This is a genomic window from Paenibacillus sp. Y916 (assembly GCF_056786435.1).
Genome location: NZ_JBXCJA010000002.1, coordinates 742,566 through 761,836 on the forward strand (window position 1 = coordinate 742,566; position 19,271 = coordinate 761,836).

The window sequence follows — 19,271 nt, forward strand, 5'->3', positions numbered from 1 at the left end:
TATTAAAAAGACGCCTTTCGGCGTCCTTTGTGAAAGAGTACATATAGTGAGGAAGTTTACGTTTCCGATGCCAGTGATCCATCGTATCGCTAGCAGATATGAGCCGCAACACCAACACCATCACCAATAATCACCTTTCGTCTCCACTATTCACTATTAAGTGCAATAAGTACATCTAAATTCAACCCAATCCCTCTGAAGTTAACTTTAGTTGCATGGAGTACATCTAATTTTCTTGAAACTCCATTTTTCAGCGTTACCGCCATTTTTAAGTGTAGTTTTGCAACTAATTCTCTCTTTCCCTACATTTCCTGCTAATTAAATGTGCTTTATGCATCTATTCTAGCCTCACCTTCATTTCACCCATGAAATCGACAATCCATCATAATCTGGTAGCAATGTACTAACGAGTCGCTCATCAGAAGCAACTTGCTCATTGAAACTGCGCATTCCCAGTACAGCTGGACCATTCTTCTCTGGGTTCAAGGTTCTTCCACGTAAGAAGCAGTTGTCGCCCACAATGACAGAGCCTGGGTTCGCCAACTGGATAGCGTATTCCAGATACAATGGGTAATTTTCTTTGTCCGCATCAATGAAAAAGAAATCAAACTTTCGCCCGTCTTGCTTGAGACGTTCCAAACTATCAAGCGCAGCACCTACCATATAATTCACACGGCTCCCAAAACCCGCCATTTCAAGATTTCGCTTCGCTAACTCCGCATATTCTTCCTTTAATTCCAAGGAAAGTACTTGCCCATCTACAGGAAGTCCTTTTGCAATACAAATTCCGCTATATCCTCCAAGAGCACCAATCTCAATCGCATTGCGTGCACGAGATGTCTGAACAAGGATCGTTAGAAGCCTACCATATGCCGGTGCCACTGACACTTCTGGCATGCCCTGCTCTCTAATGCTTTCTTTCACCTGCTCCAATTGCTCATCATCTTGATACAATTGGTTAATATATTCTTCAGGGGTGAGATTCAAATTCTTTTCCTCCTCTAACTAACTTTCCATATTAGCCTATTTGTTTTATAATTGATGTTTGGTTGCATCGTTATGGGTTACTAACGTTATTATTGTATGTGTTTTGTCGGAAACCGGCAAGACTGCATGAAATTTATAGGTCTCCTGATGGTGCCCGTGTGGCGTCAAGGATGGCCGGATGGGGTTGAATTGTATACATGGCTCACTTACAACTTATTGCTACTGCACCAATGGGCTTAGAGTCTATCGTAGCTCGTGAATTAAAAGAACTGGGTTACCACGATATGACGGTTGAGAACGGACGTGTCATCTTTAGTGGGGATTTAATCGATATATGTCGTTGTAATTTATGGCTTCGTACTTCGGACCGTATTCTGATTAAAATGGGTGAATTTACCGCCACTACCTTCGACGAATTGTTCGAAGGTACCAAAGCATTACCGTGGCAAGATGTTATTCCACAGAATGGCGAATTCCCGGTTGAGGGACGTTCTCTTAAGTCACAACTTAGCAGCGTACCCGCTTGTCAAAGTATCGTTAAGAAAGCAGTCGTCGACAAATTAAATCAGACTTACCATACAGAATGGTTCCCTGAAGATGGACCACGCTATGTCATTGAAGTAATTATGTTGAATGATACTGCCTTGATCACGCTGGATACAACAGGATCTGGTCTTCATAAGCGCGGATATCGTAAACTTGTAACGGAAGCTCCAATAAAGGAAACGATGGCCGCTGCGCTCATCCAATTAAGCCGTTGGAACCCCTCAAGACCTTTTTACGATCCATGTTGTGGTTCTGGTACACTCTTAGTCGAGGCGGCTATGATCGGGTGGAATATTGCGCCAGGATTACGCCGTACCTTTAACTCTGAAGATTGGCCAATCATCCCTGAAGCTCTATGGTCTGAAGCTAGGGAAGAAGCATTTGATTCGATACGTGATGATATTCCATTACAGATATCCGGAAGCGATATTGATCCAGCCGCTATAGAGGTAGCTCAAGCCGCCGTAAACAGTGCTGGATTCGCCAAGGACATCCAATTAGAGGTTCTTCCTATTACCCAAGCAAGACCCAAGGGTGACTACGGTTGTATCATTACAAACCCTCCCTATGGTGAACGTTTAAGCGAGATAGAAGAGGTTGACAAGATTATTCGTGAATTGGGACGAATGTCAGTAGGACTACCTTCTTGGTCATTTTTTGCGATCAGTTCAACGAAGCGTTTCGAACAACTATTCAATAAAAAGGCCGATAAACGTCGCAAGCTCTACAACGGAACGATCGAGTGTCAGTATTATCAATATCTCGGACCTCTTCCTCCTCGTCACAACAAGATATCTCCTAGTGAATAACATTCACTTTTCGCTTGAACGAAGGAGCGAACTCTTACTACTGAGTTCGTTCTTTTTCATCATTAAATTCACATTTTGCTAATAAAGAAAGGAGATTATTTATGTATTTCCATAAAGAAGGTACGCCCAGCTATAACTGGAGATTATACATCCATCTCCTTCCATTTCGCTACCTTATCTATCCCCTGTTTATCGCTCTTATGCTGTACAAGTTAACCCTAATTGATAATCGACTTCACATTCTATATGTAGAACTGAGTTTCTTGGATTACATCATCGCTATAGGGTCCGTCATGTTAGTATCATTCTGGACATTCTGGCTACCTCGACGTGGCTTTTTCATATCACTTGTTGTATTGAACTTCCTTTTGACAGCAATCATGTATTCGGATCTCGTATATTATCGCTATTTCGAGGATTTTATTACGGTCCCTGTTCTTCTTCAGACCGGGCAGGTCGGTTCTTTAGGGGAGAGCATACAGTCACTATTACGTTGGGATGATCTATTATTGTTTATTGATTGGATTCTATTCATCGTGTACGCCATCATTCGAATGGCTCTGCTACACAGGAGAAAGTCTTTTTACCATATCGACCAAACCCTATCATCTTCGAAAAGAAGCTTGGGCGTTATCCGCCGCTTTACTACAGGTATTCTAATCTTTGCATTCGGTTCCGTTCTCACTTTTGCCCCCATTAAATATTACAGCGAAACATGGGCAAAGGGACTATTCGACAGCAATTGGTGGAACATGAGCATTTACAATGTAACAGGGTTGATAGGCTTCCATGGGTACGATATGTATCGCTACGCACAAGAACATCTGGGTCCTGAACATCAGCTTCCACAAGATGACTTAGATAGTATAGCGGATTTATTTGCCCTCAAAAGTGCACAGCGAACCAAACCGAACGAATTATTCGGAAAGTACAAGAACAGTAATGTTATCGTCATTCAAGTTGAAGCTTTCATGAACTTCATGATCGGTAAGAGCATCAATGACCAAGAGATTACACCGAACTTCAACAAATTAATGAAGGACAGTATGTATTTCAGCAATAATTATCACCAGACTGGGCAGGGAAGAACATCTGATGCAGATTTTAGCTCCCACAGCTCCCTACATGCACTGCCCACAGGGTCTGCATTTATCCGTTATTCCGATCATAAGTACGATATGTTACCAGCAATATTGAAAGGTCAGGGTTATTCACCTAACGTTTTTCATGCTTATGATAGTAGCTTTTGGAATAGGACCATTATGTATAACTATATGGGTTACGATCGCTTTTTCAGCAAAAAAGATTATACGATCGATGAACCGCTTGGTTGGTCTCTTGGTGACAATTCATTCCTTCAACAATCACTAGATGAGATGAGGTCAATCACACAACCTTACTACTCTTTCTTGATTACACTTACCAGCCACCATCCCTATAGTATTCCAAAAAGCAAACAACAATTGGATGTGGGCGAATTTAGTGGTAACATATTCGGAAATTACCTCCATGCGATCCATTACGTTGATGATGCACTCGGGCAGTTTGTCACACAAATGAAAGGACAGGGGCTTTGGGATAATACGATTCTTATCGTATATGGAGATCATGATAATTCAATCAAAGACAAACCTTATTATGAACAGTTTCTAGGGAAAAGCTTAAATGATCTCGATATGGAACAAATCATGAACCAAGTTCCTTTACTGATTCATCTGCCCGATAGTAGTCAAGCAGGACAATACTCAGAAGCTTCTGGCCAATTAGATATGACCCCATCTCTCCTGCACTTACTTGGAATCCCAACAGAATCCTATCATATGCTGGGCAACAATTTGTTCGTTGATAATGATCGTTTTGTAGTACTTCGTTCAGGGGCTTTCACAGACAGCAAGCAATTTTATACTCCATCGCCAGATGGTATCTTCGAGAATGGTAGCTGCTATGATCTCAACACTCGGAAAACTACCGAAGTTAGTAGATGCAGGGTCGGCTTTGATCAAGCTCAGCTTGAACTCAATGTCTCAGATCAAGTGATTCAATATGACTTGCTAGGTAAATTGACCACGGATTAAAGCACATGAAAAAAACCGCCACAAAAGAGGATTTCTCTTTTGTGGCGGTTTTCTTTCGATTATAAGACTATTTATTAGACTTAGAAACGTTAATTGCCGCTAACCGACTTTTCTCTTCCGCAAGCCATTCCTCAGTCTGTTCAACAGTTAGTCCAATCTCACTGCCTTGAAGGGCCTCAACGGCCTGTTCTGCGTGAGCTAAGGAATTCTCCGCTTGATCCACCAATTGCTCTGTAGGATGGCTTGCAGCTTGTGTTATCGACTGATGTAGCCTATCCACAGCATTATTAGCTTGAGAAATGGGTGTGTTATTTTGCATACTAGAAAAATCACGTTTAGACATTCACATGTTCCCCCTTCAATACATATTCCTTATCCATTACCATCATTAGCTTGGTTACTATAGGAAGGAATTATGTACTACAAGAAACAATATCATTTACCAAAACAGCTACTTTATAAAAGGAGCTACTTTAGCCAATACCTCATCTTCTGTCGGCGCACTTATATAACGTCCATTAATAAAAACGAATGCTCTCTTTCCACAAGGTCCACAATAAGACTTACATAACACTTGAATTTCAGCGTCAGGCGCCATCTTTTGAAGCTTAGGTACAATCGTTTTGAGACGTATATGCCTACATTTATCACATACACGTATATCGTTTGCCATATCTAATCCATCCTTCTTTACTATTCTAACTATAAGAGGTTATTCAAAAAATTCACTTTTTGAACACGCACCTTAGTGGTCTCCGTGATTACCTTTAGATGGATTTGTAATAACAAAACCTTCCTCAGGTAGGTAAAAATAATCTATCCTCACGCCATCAAGTAATGGTTCACTTGAATCCAAGATGACATCGATGTCTTTATCCGTTGATACGACTTCGTCTTTTTCTGTGGCTGTATCTAGATCCAACCCATAATGAGCATGGTCTCCGTGAGCGTGTGTAACAAATACACGAAGTTTCAAATCCTTATTCTCATCTTTATTCAATTCTTTCGCTAATACTTTTGCCGCATTGCGGGTTATTTTACAATTCATCTGAGTTGTCCCCTAAATTCAATGTATTATTGTGCGCTTATATTTATTGTAAAGAAACAGAACTTAATTCGCAAGACACTTCATCACTTGTCCTTATTTATTACGAACAATATCCCCTTTTAATCTACTTTATTCCCTTACAATGTTGGGTGTTTACGCCGTATTCGTGAAGTGAACCATCCCATCAAGATCATAGTCACTCCAATATCGTCAAATGGAAGTCCAGGTAATAAATCAAATGGAAAGAGCCAATAGAAAATAACTGGAACTAGAAACAATAGCTTGTCCACTAATGACACTTCGGATGAGAACACATACCGTCGTATATTACCGATCATAACAGACCAATGCCTAAAAGACAGTAATCTTCTAAGTTTCATGTCTCATGCCTCCATCCTTAAGCTATAGCGAGAGGGAGCAACCACTATTAAGAGGTTGTTCAAAAAGTCATTGAACCCTATTGAGCGGTCAACCCCCTCTGGAATATCATACGGCTTTTCCACTAATATGTTACATCCATTTTTAATAATTTCATTAATTCACCAATAATCATTCCGACTTCAAGACTCATATTTCGATAATGTTGCGTCGGAAGAGGGTTCACCCCTTGACCTATCTCCACCGTAAATCCAGGTCGTTTAAATTGTTGAATGAACCAATCTTTATATCCTGCGTCACTTCCCTGTAATTTAACAGCTCGATATCCACTAACTTGAGCTAGTCTAACACTTATTTTTTCGCTTTCTTCTGGCTCAAAGTCTCGGTAATTCCAATAAATCTCTTGACCTTGACTGTGTAGCGAAATAACAGCATCCGGAGCTATATCAAGCGTAAACGTAGCAAGTGCTTCTGCTTCCGGCTCACTAAGTGAATACGCTCCACCATAATCACGTGGTGAAGGAGAGTTTATGCCCCTCCGCTCTCCCTCTTCCTCCCAATGTGCAGGAAATTGATCTCCAAGATCTACACCTCGAATATTAGATTTCCAATGTCTAAAATCTATTCGTTGGTTATTATAATCCAATAGTTGCTGAGCATGCGGATGTTCGTGTGTAACACCTTCTTGAACTAATTCTACACCATCAGGATTAGCCATAGGCAACAACCAAAGGGTACAATGTTGAAACCACTCTTGCGGATTGTAGCCATTCCACATTCGCTCGCTATCATATGCCTTAGCGTACTCTTCGATAAATGTCATCAAACATAATGTGGTAATCCACTCGTTTGCATGAATAGAAGCATTGACATGTATTTGTCTTTTACCTTTCCCTATTTTCAACATAACGAGTGATTTACCCATAACACTATGACCTATTTCCTTCGCCTCGATAAACTTATATTTACCCAATAATTCTTCCATATCTTCTGTCATTTCCTTGTATCCATACTCACCTTGCAGCTCAACGATACATTTAGATTCCAGTGAAGGAAGTACTAGGACAAGTCCCGTTGGAAATCGATCATGTGAGATGCCTGGGTTCATCTCTTCTAGAGTCTGTTCATTAACAGAGAATTGTACTGCAACTCTTTCCAATGTATCTCCTGACTGTATTTCATATCTACGCCGAGGTGTAGAAGGAAGAAATAGTATTTGCCCGGGAATAAGATAAGGTTGATCAGAGGACCACGGATTCGCATATACAATATTCTCAAGCTTAAGACCTTTCTTGGCGGCGATGCGCGCAAGTGTATCTCCCTTACGAACAATATATTGCAGCATACAAACCTCCTTTTCTGCGGACTTCATATTTAACCGCAACAACAAAGAATGAGTGGTTAGATTGTATGCCTATATTAGTGTACTTCATGCTATCTAATTTTATCTTTAGTCATCAAACTTAGAAACTTGCCAGATGACAGGTGTCCTTTGTATCTGCTCACCTAGCCATTGCTTCGCAATTCCCTTGAATATTTCGCCGTCCCCGCTACAGACAAAATGATGAACCGGTGATTCATCATTTTTAGCAAGTTGACCTTTGTCATATAATATCGTACTGATTTCTCTTGCTGTCTCATCGGCTGAGCTAATCAATTTGACTCTGTCCCCAATAACCTCTTGAATCGTTTCCATTAGGAACGGATAATGTGTACAACCAAGAATAAGACAATCAATATTTGTGTTACGTATATTCTCCAATGACTGTTCCACAATATGTGTGGTCGCTTCAGAACGAAATAACCCCTGCTCCACGAGTGGCACAAGCAGTGGGCACGCCTCACTTGTTACATTGACGTACGGAGAGAGTTCTTGTAATGCAGCCGTATAAGCTCCGCTTCCAATCGTACCAACCGTACCGATCACACCAACCTCACCAGTCTTAGTAGCACTGATCGCCGCTCGAGCTCCCGGATGAATAACACCGATCACCGGGATCGTAACCTTTTCCGAAATATAAGTTAGTGCTGCTGCTGTTGCTGTATTACAGGCGATTACGATCATCTTCGGTTCAAACTGAATAAGAAAGTCAACAATCTGTTCTGTAAATACTCTAACTTGCTCAGATGACCGCGATCCATACGGCGTACGAGCAGTATCCCCAAAATATATAATTTTCTCTCTCGGGAGTTGCCTCATAACTTCTCTTGCTACAGTTAGTCCTCCAACTCCTGAGTCCAATATCGCAATTGCATGTTGCACGAACACACCGCTTCCTTCTATGTCAATTTCTATTTCCCACTGTGTTACTATATGTCCAAGGAAATAATAATGTACCTAAATATTACTCTAGTTCAATTCGTCCTTCAAGATATATCATTACAGAAAAAAAGACCTCACATCCCATCATTCAGGATAAGGCCCGCTCTTCAGGTTAAGGTTAGATCAACTCATCATCTACATTGATATTAAATTCATCTGATTCTGGATTCTCAAGAATAGATGAAACTGCAAGCTTCTCATCGGAATCTTCATTCTTGCATTGACGCCACGATTGAATATCCTGAGCAATGTCAGTCGCCTTTCCCTTCACTATGCCATAAATATTTACACCCTGTTCACTAGCTGCACTTACCAGTTCCTGCGTCTTATTACTTACTTGACGGGTTGTGTCGGCAATGTCTTTACGTAATTCAGACCCTTGTTTCGGTGCTAACAGTAGTGCTGTGATAGATCCGAGTAAACTTCCTACCAATGCTCCCCATAAGAAGCTTTTATCATTGTCCTTCATCATTCATCTCTCCTTCTTCATAACTAAAATCGGGCGAATGCCTATTTCTTAATGCATTATAATCAGAAGGAGCTTGACTTGACACACTGGACAAGCTGATAACTATAATCATTTATTCATCCTGCTTAAATTGTCTCGCATCATGCTTAGGCCCAGGATTTAGATCAAGAACATAACGTTCCGGAACGACTAGTGCATGCTGATGCTCACATAGATAGGCTTTGTCAGCTGAAGTTCCAATGGATTCCCCATCACGAATAATATCCCCCTGATCATATAAATACTTGGAAATCACAAGTAGATCACGTGCGACCTCACTTGGATCCATGTCATAGAAATGACATTGTAAATCAGGAATTCCTAGAGATGATAATCCAAGGGTATCCATAATCAGTACCTTGTCTTTGGCTGTATTATATAGGCGTAGATTCACCGCACCGTACAACTTCTCTCCCATCTCAACAGCTTCCAAATATGTATTGGGCTGGACAAATTTCTCACTTCCATGCCAATACATAGCCTTACATGGTGCTGTTTCTTGAATGGCATGGACGATACCTAATATAAGTTCGAAACGTTCCTTATAAGGCAATCCTGCCGTAAATAAATCATGGATACGCAGACTATATTTGCAGGTGTTCACTATCTTATGAACGTCCTGCCAATGAAAACTTTGTTGTAATCCACGTTCGAAACGTTTGTAATCTTGAATAGGACGAGGTTCATAAATACAACTTTGGGCATGCACTTCTACATCATCGAAAGATACTTTATGATCCACATGAAAGAAAACATGTGGTTTAGCTGCCCCTTCCCCAGACTCAGCCGATACATTGGCAAAAGGTGAAGGTAATTCTACATTTGCATCTGACACTTTCACTTTCCCTGTATATTTTTCAATAGCTGTACGAAGTTTCTCTATGGATACAATAGGTGCTTGATCATACAGAAATTCAATGATATACACAGGCGCAAAGCCCGAAAGATCATTATCTTTCGTTTCTTGATTATCCTTGTTCTTCATTTCTATTTCAGAAGTCATTCAATACTCGCTCCTTTATTATCACGATGTCCCTAATTCCTGATCTAAATAATCTCTTACAGAAACAGAGAATTCATTCAAAATCGTTGGAAGGGCCTGTGTAAGAGGGTGAAGAGAAGATCGGTCCCATTCGTAATAATTCTGTACCAATGGTTTACGGAGCTGCACTAATGAAACCAGGGCCGCATGCACCGTACTATTAAATACTTTCTCTTCGTGTGTAATATCTAGAATATCTTGGTAACTGCTGGCGTCTCGCATAATAAAACCATCAATAAGGTAGCTACCAATATCTGTTACTACTTCAATGGCTAAATGTAAAGCTCTCTCTTGAGAAAAACCCAAGATGAGACCTCCATCCCATTGGTCTGCCACGATTTGCAGACCCTTTACAATCTCAGGAATGGCATGCAAGCGAATCTCAATCTGTTCTCTATTGACATAATACACAGCCTGACCCCCATGAAATTTGTTAGCATTTGCTTCCTATAACTCATAGTCTACAGCGATAGAACTTTCTTTAAATTCGTTCATATGTTGAATCACTGCCTGATGTACCGGATGAACTTGATAGGCTTGTAGTGCTTCTAATGACTCTACTTCCGTAATAAGTGAAATATCGTAAGATCTATCAGAACGAATAACATCGATCCCGACTTCTATGGATATAAGTTGAGGTATTTTACCCTTCATATCTCGCAGTACATCCGCCGTTCTATTGATACTATCAGGAGAACTATCTTTTAATTTAAACAATACAATATGTTTTATCATGGAATACTCCTTATCATCTTAAAGAAATAGGTTTATCAAAAATATAACATAACACATGACTTTCGGGAAGAAGCTTGTCATTTATAACTTCTTATTACTATCCTCATCTTGCTTATCCTTATTTTTCAGTACTGCTATCAATCTCGTTATTTGGTTTGGAAGTGGTAATCCTAATCTACCATAATTCTCGGTAATAGATATGAGTTCATTTGCCATATAAAAGTAAATCACACCACTCTTCACTGCTTCGATTTCATTACCTATGAGAAGGTCTATTTGATGTGCTATTAAAATAACAAGGAACATCAATGCTTTTCTAGTTAATCCCCAAAATCCAATTTTGCTATTGAGTCCACTTCTAGTCTTAATAGCCGCTAGCACTCCTGTGATATAATCAATAATAATAATAATTAAGAAAACACTAAGTACTTGAGTCCAGCCGCCAAACGAAAATGCAAGGATAGTTCCAACAATTCCGCTCATTCCTTTAAGCCAATATATATTCATCTAAACCACCCTCCATAACATCCCACATACACTATCATATGCCGGAGATGCAAGAATGCGTTGGCGTATACTATCATTCTTATAGATCCATAGAGTTAGTCTAATTGTGAATTGAGGATGATTAGTGTTATTATTGAACTCTAAACAACACACAGAATAATATATTTAATTAAAATTATCGGAGGAATTATGCCTATACAACTAGAGAAACACTCGATTCAGGCCTGGGCTCTGATCAATCGGAAGTATTTAGGAAAAGGTGTTCGCGTGAAACGTTTCCGCAAACCCACTCGCTGTCAAATACGCAATCGTGTACTGCTCGCTATTCTGATGGTAAAAGACATCAAACTGTCTACATTGGCTGAGGAACTTTCAATATCATCTCGAAGCGTAAGTGCCTGGGTATATGAAGGAAGAATTCCCGGCAAGAAGAACATGGAGAATGTATGTCAGTATTTAGGATACCCTAGACATATTTTATTTAACGAAACTCTCCTTGAACAGAGTCCTATCATTTGCCAGCCTACCCATTCGAAATTTATGCGCAGAACGATAACTCGTTCTCCTGTTAGCAACCATATTCTTACCGGGCTTTGTATGGTTTATGATCTTTCGGTTAGTGATGTGAGTAGATGGATTGAAGTTCATCCGGGCACATTCCGTAAATGGTTACATCAAGGAACGCTACCGTCCATATCATTCCAACAAAAAGCAGAAGACTTTTTCCGAATCCCTAAGTCAATTCTATTTGCAGACTGCGTGTTGTAATCACATAAAGCTCGGGAGACTGGATTCCATCACAGTCCTCCGAGCTTTATACATTCTGTACGCAGAAGAAACGGCTATTCCGTCTATTTAAAGGATGCTTATACCTCTGCTTGCTCCTTCAACGATATCTCCCTTCTCATTCAATTTATTAGGTCCATTACACACTTGTACGTACAAGTATTCCAACCTTTTTTGTAATACCAAAAAAGCCCTTTCCTAGAATCAGTAAGGACTCTCAATTGTGTCTAGATGGCGTAGGTCTGACAACAAGGCCGCTTCATTGTCTAGGCATCGCCGTTGATTCTCGAATAACTAACTCGGGCATGTAAATCATTTGACTATCCTCAGGTAACTCTGATTTCCCTTCAATCATAGAGATGACCCATTCCGCAGCTCTAATTCCCAGTTCCTGCTTCGGATGACTTATCGTTGTCAGCTTTACCTCAGTGGCTGTTGCCAAGAATGAATCATCAAATCCTACAATTGATAAATCGCCAGGTACAGATAACCCCGCAGAACGGACTGTATCAAGTAAAGTTACTGCCAATTGATCGTTATACGTGACCCATCCTGTCGGTCTGTCCTCAACAGATTGACTCAATAACTGCTTAGCTTGTTCAATGGGTGTATCATTCTTCTCCTCTGTCGTATACGTGAATACAGAAGAAGGGGATATCGATACATTGTATTTATGGTGCGCGGCGATAAATCCCTTCATTCGAAGGATGCCTTGCTTATTATCTGTTTTGAAGAAGCCTGCTAATCTTCGATGTCCTAATGAAATTAGGTGCTCAGCTGCAAGGAAGCCACCACGTTCATCGTCCACACGTAAGCAGGGTGAATTCATTTCTTCATACGCAGCATTAAGCATAACGTACGGAATTCTCCTGTTCTCCAGCGTCAAGAAATAGCTGAGATTCGGATTGCGTTCTCCACTTTTTGTCGGCTCTATAATAAGTCCACTGAGGGATTGATCAAGCATCATCTCAAGACACTCTCGTTCCTTGCCTCGATCATTATCCGTACTAGATAGTACAAGGCGATATCCTCGGCTACTTAACTCACTCTCAATGCCTTGTACGATTAATGGGAATATGTAATCTGATATATAAGTTGTAATGACGCCGATAGTCTGAGTACTGTTACTGACTAACTTAACACCCGGTTCGTTAGATACGAACGTTCCTTTACCTTGAATACGATATAGCCATCCTTCCTGCACCAATTCACCAATAGCCTGTCTCACCGTTTGACGGCTAACTTTATACTGTTTAGAAATCTCATTCTCTGAAGGTAGTTGGCTTCCTGGCAAAAGTTTAGATGAATGGATCCAGAATAGAATCTCTTGCTTCACTTGCTTATATTTTGCGATCATGTATTCCTCCGTTAGAACAGTGATATCCAATGTTAAATGTTAAATTCTAAATCGTACAATATTATAAGATAGGGAAGGGTTGTACGTACAACGTTGTTCACTTTATTACCATTATTGAAATAATTAAAAACCGTGAATCTTTATGCTCAAGATTCGCGGTTCTTTATTGTTTCTTACTATAGCACCCCATTATCCGAATCGACCTGTTATATAATCCTGAGTCTTTGGATTGGATGGATTGGTGAATATGATATCTGTAGCATCATATTCCATCAATGTTCCCAAATAGAAATATGCGGTATAGTCAGATATTCTTGCCGCCTGCTGCATATTATGTGTGACTATAACAATAGTCAACTCTTTCTTCAATTCCACAATCAGTTCTTCTACTTTAGCTGTCGACACAGGATCCAGTGCTGATGCAGGTTCATCTAGCAATAGAATTTTAGGATTGACAGAAAGTGCTCGGGCAATACAAAGTCGTTGCTGCTGACCTCCAGATAGAGACAGAGCAGATTGCTTCAAGCGATCCTTCACTTCATCCCATAGCGCTGCTTTCCTCAAGCTGCCTTCAACGATTTCATCTAATTGTTGTTTATTTTTAATTCCATGATATTTCGGTCCAAAGGCAATGTTCTCATAAATAGATTTATAAAAAGGGTTAGGACGCTGCCATACCATCCCAATTCTTTGTCTTAATTCAATAACGTCAGTACTCGGTGAATTGATATCTTCATCACCAATCCAAATTTTACCTTGAATTCTGGAACCGACAATTTCATCATTCATACGGTTTAAGGAACGTAGAAACGTAGATTTCCCGCAGCCAGAAGGACCGATTAAAGCTGTTACACTTTGTTCAGGAAAATTCATATCAATACCTTTTACTGCTTCGTAACTTCCGTAAAAGACACTAAGTTTCTCGGTTCGAAAGGATGTTTTCATATTATTGTACCCCTATTCCATAACTTTAGAAGCTGTAAAGAATCGATATACTACTCTTCCAAGCCATCTAGCGAGCAAATTGAATACTAATACAAGGATTACGAGCACCGCCGAAGCTCCCGCAGCAATCTGAATTGCATCTGGTGCAAGTCCTTCACTATTTATTTTCCAGATATGAACTGCCAGTGTTTCTGCTGGACGGAATGGATTAATCGGTGATGTCGGACTGAGTGGATTCCAATCCGTAAAGTCAAGTCTCGGTGTGGACATCCCTGCCGTGAACAGAAGTGCTGCCGCCTCACCGAACACTCTACCAGCTGCAAGGACGGTACCCGTTACAAGACTCGGCAAAGCAACTGGAAGAAGAATGGATGTGATAATCTTCCACTTCGATAAACCAAGTGCAAGTCCAGCTTCCTTCTGCTCCTTAGCAACTCCTCTGAAAGCTTGCTCTGTAACACGTACCATAAGAGGTAGATTGAAAATGGTCAGTACTAGCGCACCTGAGAAGAGTGAGAAACCAAAGCCGAATGTATTTACAATAAGCAATAAACCGAATAAACCGACCACGATGGATGGAAAAGAAGACAGCACTTCAACAACGAGACGAATCGTGCCTGTAACTTTACCCGGCTTCGCATATTCCGCCATGTAAATTCCTGCTCCTAGACCTAGTGGGATGGTAATAAGTAATGTAAGAACAAGTAAGAATAGTGAGTTGAATAATTGCGGTCCAATCCCCCCACCTTCTCTGATCGTCTGTGGAACGGATGTTAAGAATGACCAACTAATATGACTTAGTCCACGGAATAGAATATATCCCAGCAAAGCGATTAATACAGCAACAATGATCAAGGAGCAGGTGACAATTACCCCAGTAGCAATTTTATCAGCTGTTTTTGGTTTCATGTCCGATGTCTCCTTTCCAATACTCTTACAATGATTACGAATATGAATGTCATGACCATAAGAGCAAGAGCCATACTCCATAAAGCATTATTCTCGATTGAACCACCAACTGTGTTACCCATATTCAACGTAATAATACTCGTAAGTGTTGAAGCTGATTGGAACAATGAGGTAGGAACATGAGGCGCATTCCCAATAACCATCTGAACAGCTAGCGCTTCACCAAACGCGCGTGCCATCCCTAAGACTACCCCAGTAAGTATAGAAGGCAGAACTGTTGGTATAACAACTCCAGAAATCGTCTGCCAACGTGTAGCACCAAGGGCAAATGATGATTCCTTCAACCCTTTGGGAAGTGAAGTAAGTGCATCCGTTGTAATACTGGTGATCGTTGGAAGTATCATAATGGAGAGTACTAGTGCACCCGCTGCTATCCCAATTCCTTGTCCTGGGAATACATCACGAAAGAACGGAACGATCACAGATAAGCCCACGAAACCATACACAACTGATGGGATTCCAGCAAGCAGCTCAATCACGGGTTGAAGAATCCTTTTACCCCACCCTGGAACAATTTCAGTCATAAATAAAGATGCACATATGCTTAATGGACTAGCAATTAATGCTGCTAGAATAGAGGTTGCGAAAGATCCTGCAATAAATGGCAAGGCTCCATATAGTGGATTATCCGCACTCGGACTCCATTTGGTTCCAAACAAGAAATCACCAATATTTACTCCATCTTTAATAAAGGTCGCAAGCCCTTTAGATGCCACGAAATAAATCATAGACACAATAATGATAACTAGAAGAGATACACAAAAGGTCGTGTAAATACGACCAATCCAGTCTTCCAAATGATGTTTTTTAATTAGAACAGGAGGTGGATTTTTCGCTTTCATAGTTGTCCTACTTTCTTAAAGTGAAAATAGAGGCAGATAAGTCCGCCTCTTTTGGTAATATTAACTAATCCCATGTAAAACTCTTTTATTATTTCTTAGTAACGTTGCCATCTACATCACGAGTTACTTGCATTTGGGAAGCTGGGATATACCCCAGTTCAACAACGTCTCCGTTTTGAACTTCATCTGAAACCATATAATCTAGGAAGGCTTTTACTACTTCGTTAGGCTCACCCTTTGTATACATGTGCTGATAAGCCCACACTGGATAATCACCTGATTTTACGTTCTCTACTGTAGCTTCAACGCCATCGTATTGAATGGTTTTAATGGAGTCATTTAGATAGGATAATGCTAGGTAACCAATGCCACCTGGTGTTTCTGCAACGAGCTTACGAACGTTACCTGATGATTCTTCTAGAATGGAGTTTGGAATATCTTCAACCTTCGTACCAAGTGCATATTTCTCAAAAGTACTACGTGTCCCTGAGCTACTTGGACGGTTAATGATAACAATCTTTTGATCAATTCCACCAATTTCGCTCCAGTTCGTAATTTTACCTGAGAAAATATCTACTAGCTGTTGCTGATTCAAGCTATCAACACCGATTTCTTTATGAGCTACCGTAGCCATAGAAACAACTGCTACCTGATGATCTACCAATTCCTTCGCCTTATCCGCATCAGCGTCTTTTAGCTTCTCTTCAGCAAATACGTCGGAGTTACCAATATCCGCTTGTCCGCCAGATACTTGCGTAAGCCCTGTTCCGCTACCGCCACCTTGTACTTGTACTGCTACTTTCGAATATCTTGCATCAGCCATAAACTTCTGCCCTACTTGTTCAACCAATGGTTGTAATGCTGTTGACCCAACTGCAAGAATAGATCCACTTAGAACTTCTTCTTTCTTTGTTTCTGTCTCTGTAGTATTTGCTGCCCCTTGATTCGCTCCGTTGTTCGTTGCATTGTTTGTACCACATGCTGCTAGTGCAATAACTAGTGCTAGTGATCCCAACATAAGAAATGGCTTTTTGAAATTCATTCGTTAATTTCTCCTCCTATTTATATCTAAATTCGTTATGATGAGTTGGTTTCTCGTAACTCACAATCTCATTATAGTTCTCAATTATTTTTTAAAAATCGTTCTTTTGTAAACTTAACAATAAATATCCCCATATAAACTTTATTTATGTATAGATTTTATCTATAATGAATCATTAGGACGATCAACTATCCTATATCATACTTAATTAAGGTGGGAGAAACATCAATATTATTAAATTAATGATCCTTGTGCTTATAGAGAAATATAAAAGAGTGACCGATGTTGCTAGAGAAATGAATATGAAACAACCATCCGTAACCTTCCATATGAAAAGCTTAGAAGAGGAATTGGGCGCAGTCCTATTCGAATCAAAGCGAGGACGCATGGTACTAACTGAGGCAGGACAAGCTCTCTACCCCTACGCCTTGAAAATTACAGGACTAGCCGCTGAAGCGAAAAAGGTTGTTCAGGATTACACACTATTGAATAAAGGGACTCTTCGCATAGGTGCAGACTGCGGTGCTAGTACGTTTCCTTTGCCTGAACTTATTACCGCCTTCACTAAACAACATACAGGCATTCAACTTCAAGTCATTGTAAACCCAACTCAGACCATCAGAACCATATTAAGTGATCGTGATATCGATGTTGCCTTGTATCATTCAATAGGTGGTCAGCATCCAACCGATGGAGAGATCACTACGATTGAATCTTTATTTGATGATGAATTAGTAGTCATATTTGGAGCTAATCACCGTTTCGCAAATCTTCAGCATCTCGAACCTAAACTTATTACGATGGAATTTTTCATTCAGCATGCCGAAGGTTCCTTTGTCAAACAATTTACACATGAATGGTCTAACAACAATAACATTCACCTATGGGAACGAATTCAGCTTGATTCCCCTGCAGCGATCAAACTTGCCGTACAAGCTGGACATCATATCACGTTCTTCCCCAAACGTAGCATTCAACAGGAACTTGAACTTGGCGTTCTTAAATGCCTTCCTATTCCAAACGATACCTCTGACATGATCCAGTCTGTTATTGCCTTTCAACATGATCCAACTCAACATTCACTACGTAATGAGTTTGTGGAGTTTGCTCGAAATTATACCTTATAAAAGAAAGAAAGCCGTTAAACACTTGGTAAAAACCAAGTACCTAACGGCTTCAATATATTAATCGAGCTGAAACTTATGCTTCATTACATTTTAAGATAAACGGGAGCTGTAGTCTTCATAACTGAATTGTCTAATGATTTTGATCCCATCAGCTTCGCTATATGTGGCAATCGAAGGAAGATTCACACCATTGAACATGTGATTCTTAACCATTGTATAGTGCCCCATATCACAGAACACAAGCTTGTCTCCGGCTTTCAAAGGTTCTTTGAATGAATAGTCGCCAATGACATCTCCAGCAAGACAGGTCATGCCTCCAAGTCTGTAGGTATGCTCATACTCTCCCGGTGTGCCTGCATCTATAATATTCGGTCTATACGGCATTGCCAGTACATCAGGCATATGGCATTCAGCAGAAGTATCTAGAATAGCAATGTTCATCCCGTTGTCTACAATATCAAGAACTGTAGCAACCAGATATCCTGTATTCAAAGCGATCGCTTCACCCGGTTCCAAATATATATCTACTGAATACTTATCCTTAAGATATAGAATCGTGCGGACAAGCGTTTCAATATCATAATCAGGTCGGGTAATATGATGGCCTCCGCCTAAATTAAGCCATTTCATACCATGGATATATTTACCAAACTTCTCTTCCACCACTTTGACCGTACGCTCAAGTGTATCTGAGTTTTGTTCGCACATCGTGTGGAAATGAATTCCGTCAATCCCCTCTAGATCTTCAGGTCTAAAATTGGGAAGCGTCACTCCAAGTCTTGAATGATCATAACAAGGATCATACAGTGGCGTCTCAATTTCAGAATATTCAGGATTGACACGAATGCCACATTCAATATTCTTCGAATGAACACTCTTCACCTTATCCTTATATTTATTCCATTGATCAAAGGAATTAAACACAAGATGATCAACATAGCCCAGAAGTTCATCAAATTCTCCATCGATATAAGCAGGAGCATAAGCATGTACTTCTTTACCCATTTTTTCATAACCAAGTCTGGCCTCAAATAATGAGCTCGAAGTTACACCCTTCAAATACTGCCCCACCAAAGGGAATACGGAGAACATAGAGAATCCCTTCAACGCAAGCAGAATGCTAGCTCCTGTACGCTCTTGAACAGAGTTCAGAACTTCAAGATTCTTGATAAGGAGTCTTTCATCTACGATATAACAAGGAGACGGTAGCGCACTAATATCAATGTCTATGCTCATTCTATATCC

Annotated in this window: 22 protein-coding genes; 4 read left to right on the plus strand and 18 right to left on the minus strand. The window is 40.3% G+C overall.

Features of this window, described 5'->3' with window-relative positions; genetic code table 11:
* Window positions 1-354 precede the first annotated feature (354 nt).
* Window positions 355-987 carry an O-methyltransferase gene (locus AC1TO9_RS07780; RefSeq protein ID WP_482058794.1) on the minus strand — a complete coding sequence of 211 codons (633 nt, stop codon included), beginning with the start codon at window positions 985-987 and terminating at the stop codon, window positions 355-357.
* Window positions 988-1,184: 197 nt separating this feature from the next.
* Between AC1TO9_RS07780 and AC1TO9_RS07785 the strand changes: the two genes are divergently transcribed.
* The gene (locus AC1TO9_RS07785; RefSeq protein WP_482058795.1) at window positions 1,185-2,342 is read left to right on the plus strand and encodes a THUMP domain-containing class I SAM-dependent RNA methyltransferase; all 1,158 of its coding nucleotides are present in this window, start codon (window positions 1,185-1,187) and stop codon (window positions 2,340-2,342) included.
* A gap of 101 nt (window positions 2,343-2,443) precedes the next feature.
* The gene (locus AC1TO9_RS07790; protein ID WP_482058796.1) at window positions 2,444-4,417 is read left to right on the plus strand and encodes an LTA synthase family protein; all 1,974 of its coding nucleotides are present in this window, start codon (window positions 2,444-2,446) and stop codon (window positions 4,415-4,417) included.
* 67 nt (window positions 4,418-4,484) lie between these two features.
* Here AC1TO9_RS07790 and AC1TO9_RS07795 read toward each other — a convergent pair whose 3' ends face one another.
* The 11 genes from AC1TO9_RS07795 to AC1TO9_RS07845 all read right to left on the minus strand — a co-directional run bounded on the left by AC1TO9_RS07795 (window position 4,485) and on the right by AC1TO9_RS07845 (window position 10,958).
* Window positions 4,485-4,760 carry a hypothetical protein gene (locus tag AC1TO9_RS07795; RefSeq protein ID WP_482058797.1) on the minus strand — a complete coding sequence of 92 codons (276 nt, stop codon included), beginning with the start codon at window positions 4,758-4,760 and terminating at the stop codon, window positions 4,485-4,487.
* Window positions 4,761-4,868: 108 nt separating this feature from the next.
* A complete protein-coding gene (locus AC1TO9_RS07800; RefSeq protein ID WP_482054271.1) occupies window positions 4,869-5,090 on the minus strand; it encodes a YuzB family protein in 222 nt (73 codons plus the stop codon).
* Window positions 5,091-5,162: 72 nt separating this feature from the next.
* Complete coding sequence (locus AC1TO9_RS07805; RefSeq protein ID WP_482054272.1) at window positions 5,163-5,465, minus strand: HesB/IscA family protein; 303 nt, start codon at window positions 5,463-5,465, stop codon at window positions 5,163-5,165.
* A 137-nt stretch (window positions 5,466-5,602) separates the two neighbouring features.
* Window positions 5,603-5,845 (minus strand): hypothetical protein, encoded by a 243-nt coding sequence (locus AC1TO9_RS07810; protein WP_482054273.1) that lies wholly within the window; start codon window positions 5,843-5,845, stop codon window positions 5,603-5,605.
* A 122-nt stretch (window positions 5,846-5,967) separates the two neighbouring features.
* Window positions 5,968-7,188 (minus strand): M14 family zinc carboxypeptidase, encoded by a 1,221-nt coding sequence (locus AC1TO9_RS07815; protein WP_482054274.1) that lies wholly within the window; start codon window positions 7,186-7,188, stop codon window positions 5,968-5,970.
* A gap of 105 nt (window positions 7,189-7,293) precedes the next feature.
* The gene (racE, locus tag AC1TO9_RS07820) at window positions 7,294-8,106 is read right to left on the minus strand and encodes a glutamate racemase (protein ID WP_482054275.1); all 813 of its coding nucleotides are present in this window, start codon (window positions 8,104-8,106) and stop codon (window positions 7,294-7,296) included.
* A gap of 178 nt (window positions 8,107-8,284) precedes the next feature.
* Window positions 8,285-8,638, minus strand: a complete 354-nt coding sequence (locus tag AC1TO9_RS07825; protein WP_482054276.1) for a YtxH domain-containing protein — start codon at window positions 8,636-8,638, stop codon at window positions 8,285-8,287.
* A gap of 109 nt (window positions 8,639-8,747) precedes the next feature.
* The gene (locus AC1TO9_RS07830) at window positions 8,748-9,677 is read right to left on the minus strand and encodes a DUF4261 domain-containing protein (protein ID WP_482054277.1); all 930 of its coding nucleotides are present in this window, start codon (window positions 9,675-9,677) and stop codon (window positions 8,748-8,750) included.
* Between the two features lie 21 nt (window positions 9,678-9,698).
* Window positions 9,699-10,127: a DUF86 domain-containing protein gene (locus tag AC1TO9_RS07835; RefSeq protein WP_482058798.1), complete on the minus strand. Its 429-nt coding sequence runs from the start codon at window positions 10,125-10,127 to the stop codon at window positions 9,699-9,701.
* A 36-nt stretch (window positions 10,128-10,163) separates the two neighbouring features.
* On the minus strand, window positions 10,164-10,451 hold the full coding sequence (locus AC1TO9_RS07840; protein WP_482054279.1) for a Dabb family protein: 288 nt from the start codon (window positions 10,449-10,451) through the stop codon (window positions 10,164-10,166).
* 81 nt (window positions 10,452-10,532) lie between these two features.
* Window positions 10,533-10,958, minus strand: a complete 426-nt coding sequence (locus tag AC1TO9_RS07845; RefSeq protein WP_482054280.1) for a phage holin family protein — start codon at window positions 10,956-10,958, stop codon at window positions 10,533-10,535.
* Between the two features lie 189 nt (window positions 10,959-11,147).
* Here AC1TO9_RS07845 and AC1TO9_RS07850 point away from each other — a divergent pair, with 189 nt between their 5' ends.
* Complete coding sequence (locus AC1TO9_RS07850) at window positions 11,148-11,726, plus strand: XRE family transcriptional regulator (RefSeq protein WP_482054281.1); 579 nt, start codon at window positions 11,148-11,150, stop codon at window positions 11,724-11,726.
* Between the two features lie 277 nt (window positions 11,727-12,003).
* On the opposite strand, the gene AC1TO9_RS07855 is transcribed toward AC1TO9_RS07850, so the two are convergent.
* From AC1TO9_RS07855 to AC1TO9_RS07875, 5 genes are all read right to left on the minus strand, one after another.
* The gene (locus AC1TO9_RS07855) at window positions 12,004-13,101 is read right to left on the minus strand and encodes a substrate-binding domain-containing protein (protein ID WP_482058799.1); all 1,098 of its coding nucleotides are present in this window, start codon (window positions 13,099-13,101) and stop codon (window positions 12,004-12,006) included.
* Between the two features lie 189 nt (window positions 13,102-13,290).
* A complete protein-coding gene (gene pstB / locus AC1TO9_RS07860; protein ID WP_482058800.1) occupies window positions 13,291-14,046 on the minus strand; it encodes a phosphate ABC transporter ATP-binding protein PstB in 756 nt (251 codons plus the stop codon).
* Window positions 14,047-14,058: 12 nt separating this feature from the next.
* The gene (gene pstA, locus AC1TO9_RS07865) at window positions 14,059-14,955 is read right to left on the minus strand and encodes a phosphate ABC transporter permease PstA (RefSeq protein ID WP_482054284.1); all 897 of its coding nucleotides are present in this window, start codon (window positions 14,953-14,955) and stop codon (window positions 14,059-14,061) included.
* Window positions 14,952-15,857, minus strand: coding sequence for a phosphate ABC transporter permease subunit PstC (pstC, locus tag AC1TO9_RS07870; RefSeq protein ID WP_482054285.1), 906 nt, complete (start codon window positions 15,855-15,857; stop codon window positions 14,952-14,954). Before pstC ends, pstA begins: the two co-directional genes overlap by 4 nt.
* An 88-nt stretch (window positions 15,858-15,945) precedes the next feature.
* The gene (locus tag AC1TO9_RS07875; protein ID WP_482054286.1) at window positions 15,946-16,899 is read right to left on the minus strand and encodes a phosphate ABC transporter substrate-binding protein; all 954 of its coding nucleotides are present in this window, start codon (window positions 16,897-16,899) and stop codon (window positions 15,946-15,948) included.
* Window positions 16,900-17,150: 251 nt separating this feature from the next.
* On the opposite strand from AC1TO9_RS07875, the gene AC1TO9_RS07880 reads away from it, so the two are divergent.
* Window positions 17,151-18,026, plus strand: a complete 876-nt coding sequence (locus tag AC1TO9_RS07880) for a LysR family transcriptional regulator (RefSeq protein WP_482058801.1) — start codon at window positions 17,151-17,153, stop codon at window positions 18,024-18,026.
* Window positions 18,027-18,116: 90 nt separating this feature from the next.
* Here the strand turns inward: AC1TO9_RS07880 and nspC are convergent, their stop codons facing one another.
* Complete coding sequence (gene nspC / locus AC1TO9_RS07885) at window positions 18,117-19,256, minus strand: carboxynorspermidine decarboxylase (RefSeq protein ID WP_482054504.1); 1,140 nt, start codon at window positions 19,254-19,256, stop codon at window positions 18,117-18,119.
* Window positions 19,257-19,271: the final 15 nt, after the last annotated feature.

What these genes read in the sequence shown, in the direction of transcription:
- AC1TO9_RS07785 (WP_482058795.1), top strand. Translation starts at nt 1,185, where the DNA reads ATGGCTCACTTACAACTTATTGCTACTGCACCAATGGGCTTAGAGTCT.
- AC1TO9_RS07790 (WP_482058796.1), top strand. Translation starts at nt 2,444, where the DNA reads ATGTATTTCCATAAAGAAGGTACGCCCAGCTATAACTGGAGATTATAC.
- AC1TO9_RS07795 (WP_482058797.1), bottom strand. Translation starts at nt 4,760, where the DNA reads ATGTCTAAACGTGATTTTTCTAGTATGCAAAATAACACACCCATTTCT.
- AC1TO9_RS07800 (WP_482054271.1), bottom strand. Translation starts at nt 5,090, where the DNA reads ATGGCAAACGATATACGTGTATGTGATAAATGTAGGCATATACGTCTC.
- AC1TO9_RS07805 (WP_482054272.1), bottom strand. Translation starts at nt 5,465, where the DNA reads ATGAATTGTAAAATAACCCGCAATGCGGCAAAAGTATTAGCGAAAGAA.
- AC1TO9_RS07810 (WP_482054273.1), bottom strand. Translation starts at nt 5,845, where the DNA reads ATGAAACTTAGAAGATTACTGTCTTTTAGGCATTGGTCTGTTATGATC.
- AC1TO9_RS07815 (WP_482054274.1), bottom strand. Translation starts at nt 7,188, where the DNA reads ATGCTGCAATATATTGTTCGTAAGGGAGATACACTTGCGCGCATCGCC.
- AC1TO9_RS07825 (WP_482054276.1), bottom strand. Translation starts at nt 8,638, where the DNA reads ATGATGAAGGACAATGATAAAAGCTTCTTATGGGGAGCATTGGTAGGA.
- AC1TO9_RS07830 (WP_482054277.1), bottom strand. Translation starts at nt 9,677, where the DNA reads ATGACTTCTGAAATAGAAATGAAGAACAAGGATAATCAAGAAACGAAA.
- AC1TO9_RS07840 (WP_482054279.1), bottom strand. Translation starts at nt 10,451, where the DNA reads ATGATAAAACATATTGTATTGTTTAAATTAAAAGATAGTTCTCCTGAT.
- AC1TO9_RS07845 (WP_482054280.1), bottom strand. Translation starts at nt 10,958, where the DNA reads ATGAATATATATTGGCTTAAAGGAATGAGCGGAATTGTTGGAACTATC.
- AC1TO9_RS07850 (WP_482054281.1), top strand. Translation starts at nt 11,148, where the DNA reads ATGCCTATACAACTAGAGAAACACTCGATTCAGGCCTGGGCTCTGATC.
- AC1TO9_RS07855 (WP_482058799.1), bottom strand. Translation starts at nt 13,101, where the DNA reads ATGATCGCAAAATATAAGCAAGTGAAGCAAGAGATTCTATTCTGGATC.
- pstB (WP_482058800.1), bottom strand. Translation starts at nt 14,046, where the DNA reads ATGAAAACATCCTTTCGAACCGAGAAACTTAGTGTCTTTTACGGAAGT.
- pstA (WP_482054284.1), bottom strand. Translation starts at nt 14,955, where the DNA reads ATGAAACCAAAAACAGCTGATAAAATTGCTACTGGGGTAATTGTCACC.
- pstC (WP_482054285.1), bottom strand. Translation starts at nt 15,857, where the DNA reads ATGAAAGCGAAAAATCCACCTCCTGTTCTAATTAAAAAACATCATTTG.
- AC1TO9_RS07875 (WP_482054286.1), bottom strand. Translation starts at nt 16,899, where the DNA reads ATGAATTTCAAAAAGCCATTTCTTATGTTGGGATCACTAGCACTAGTT.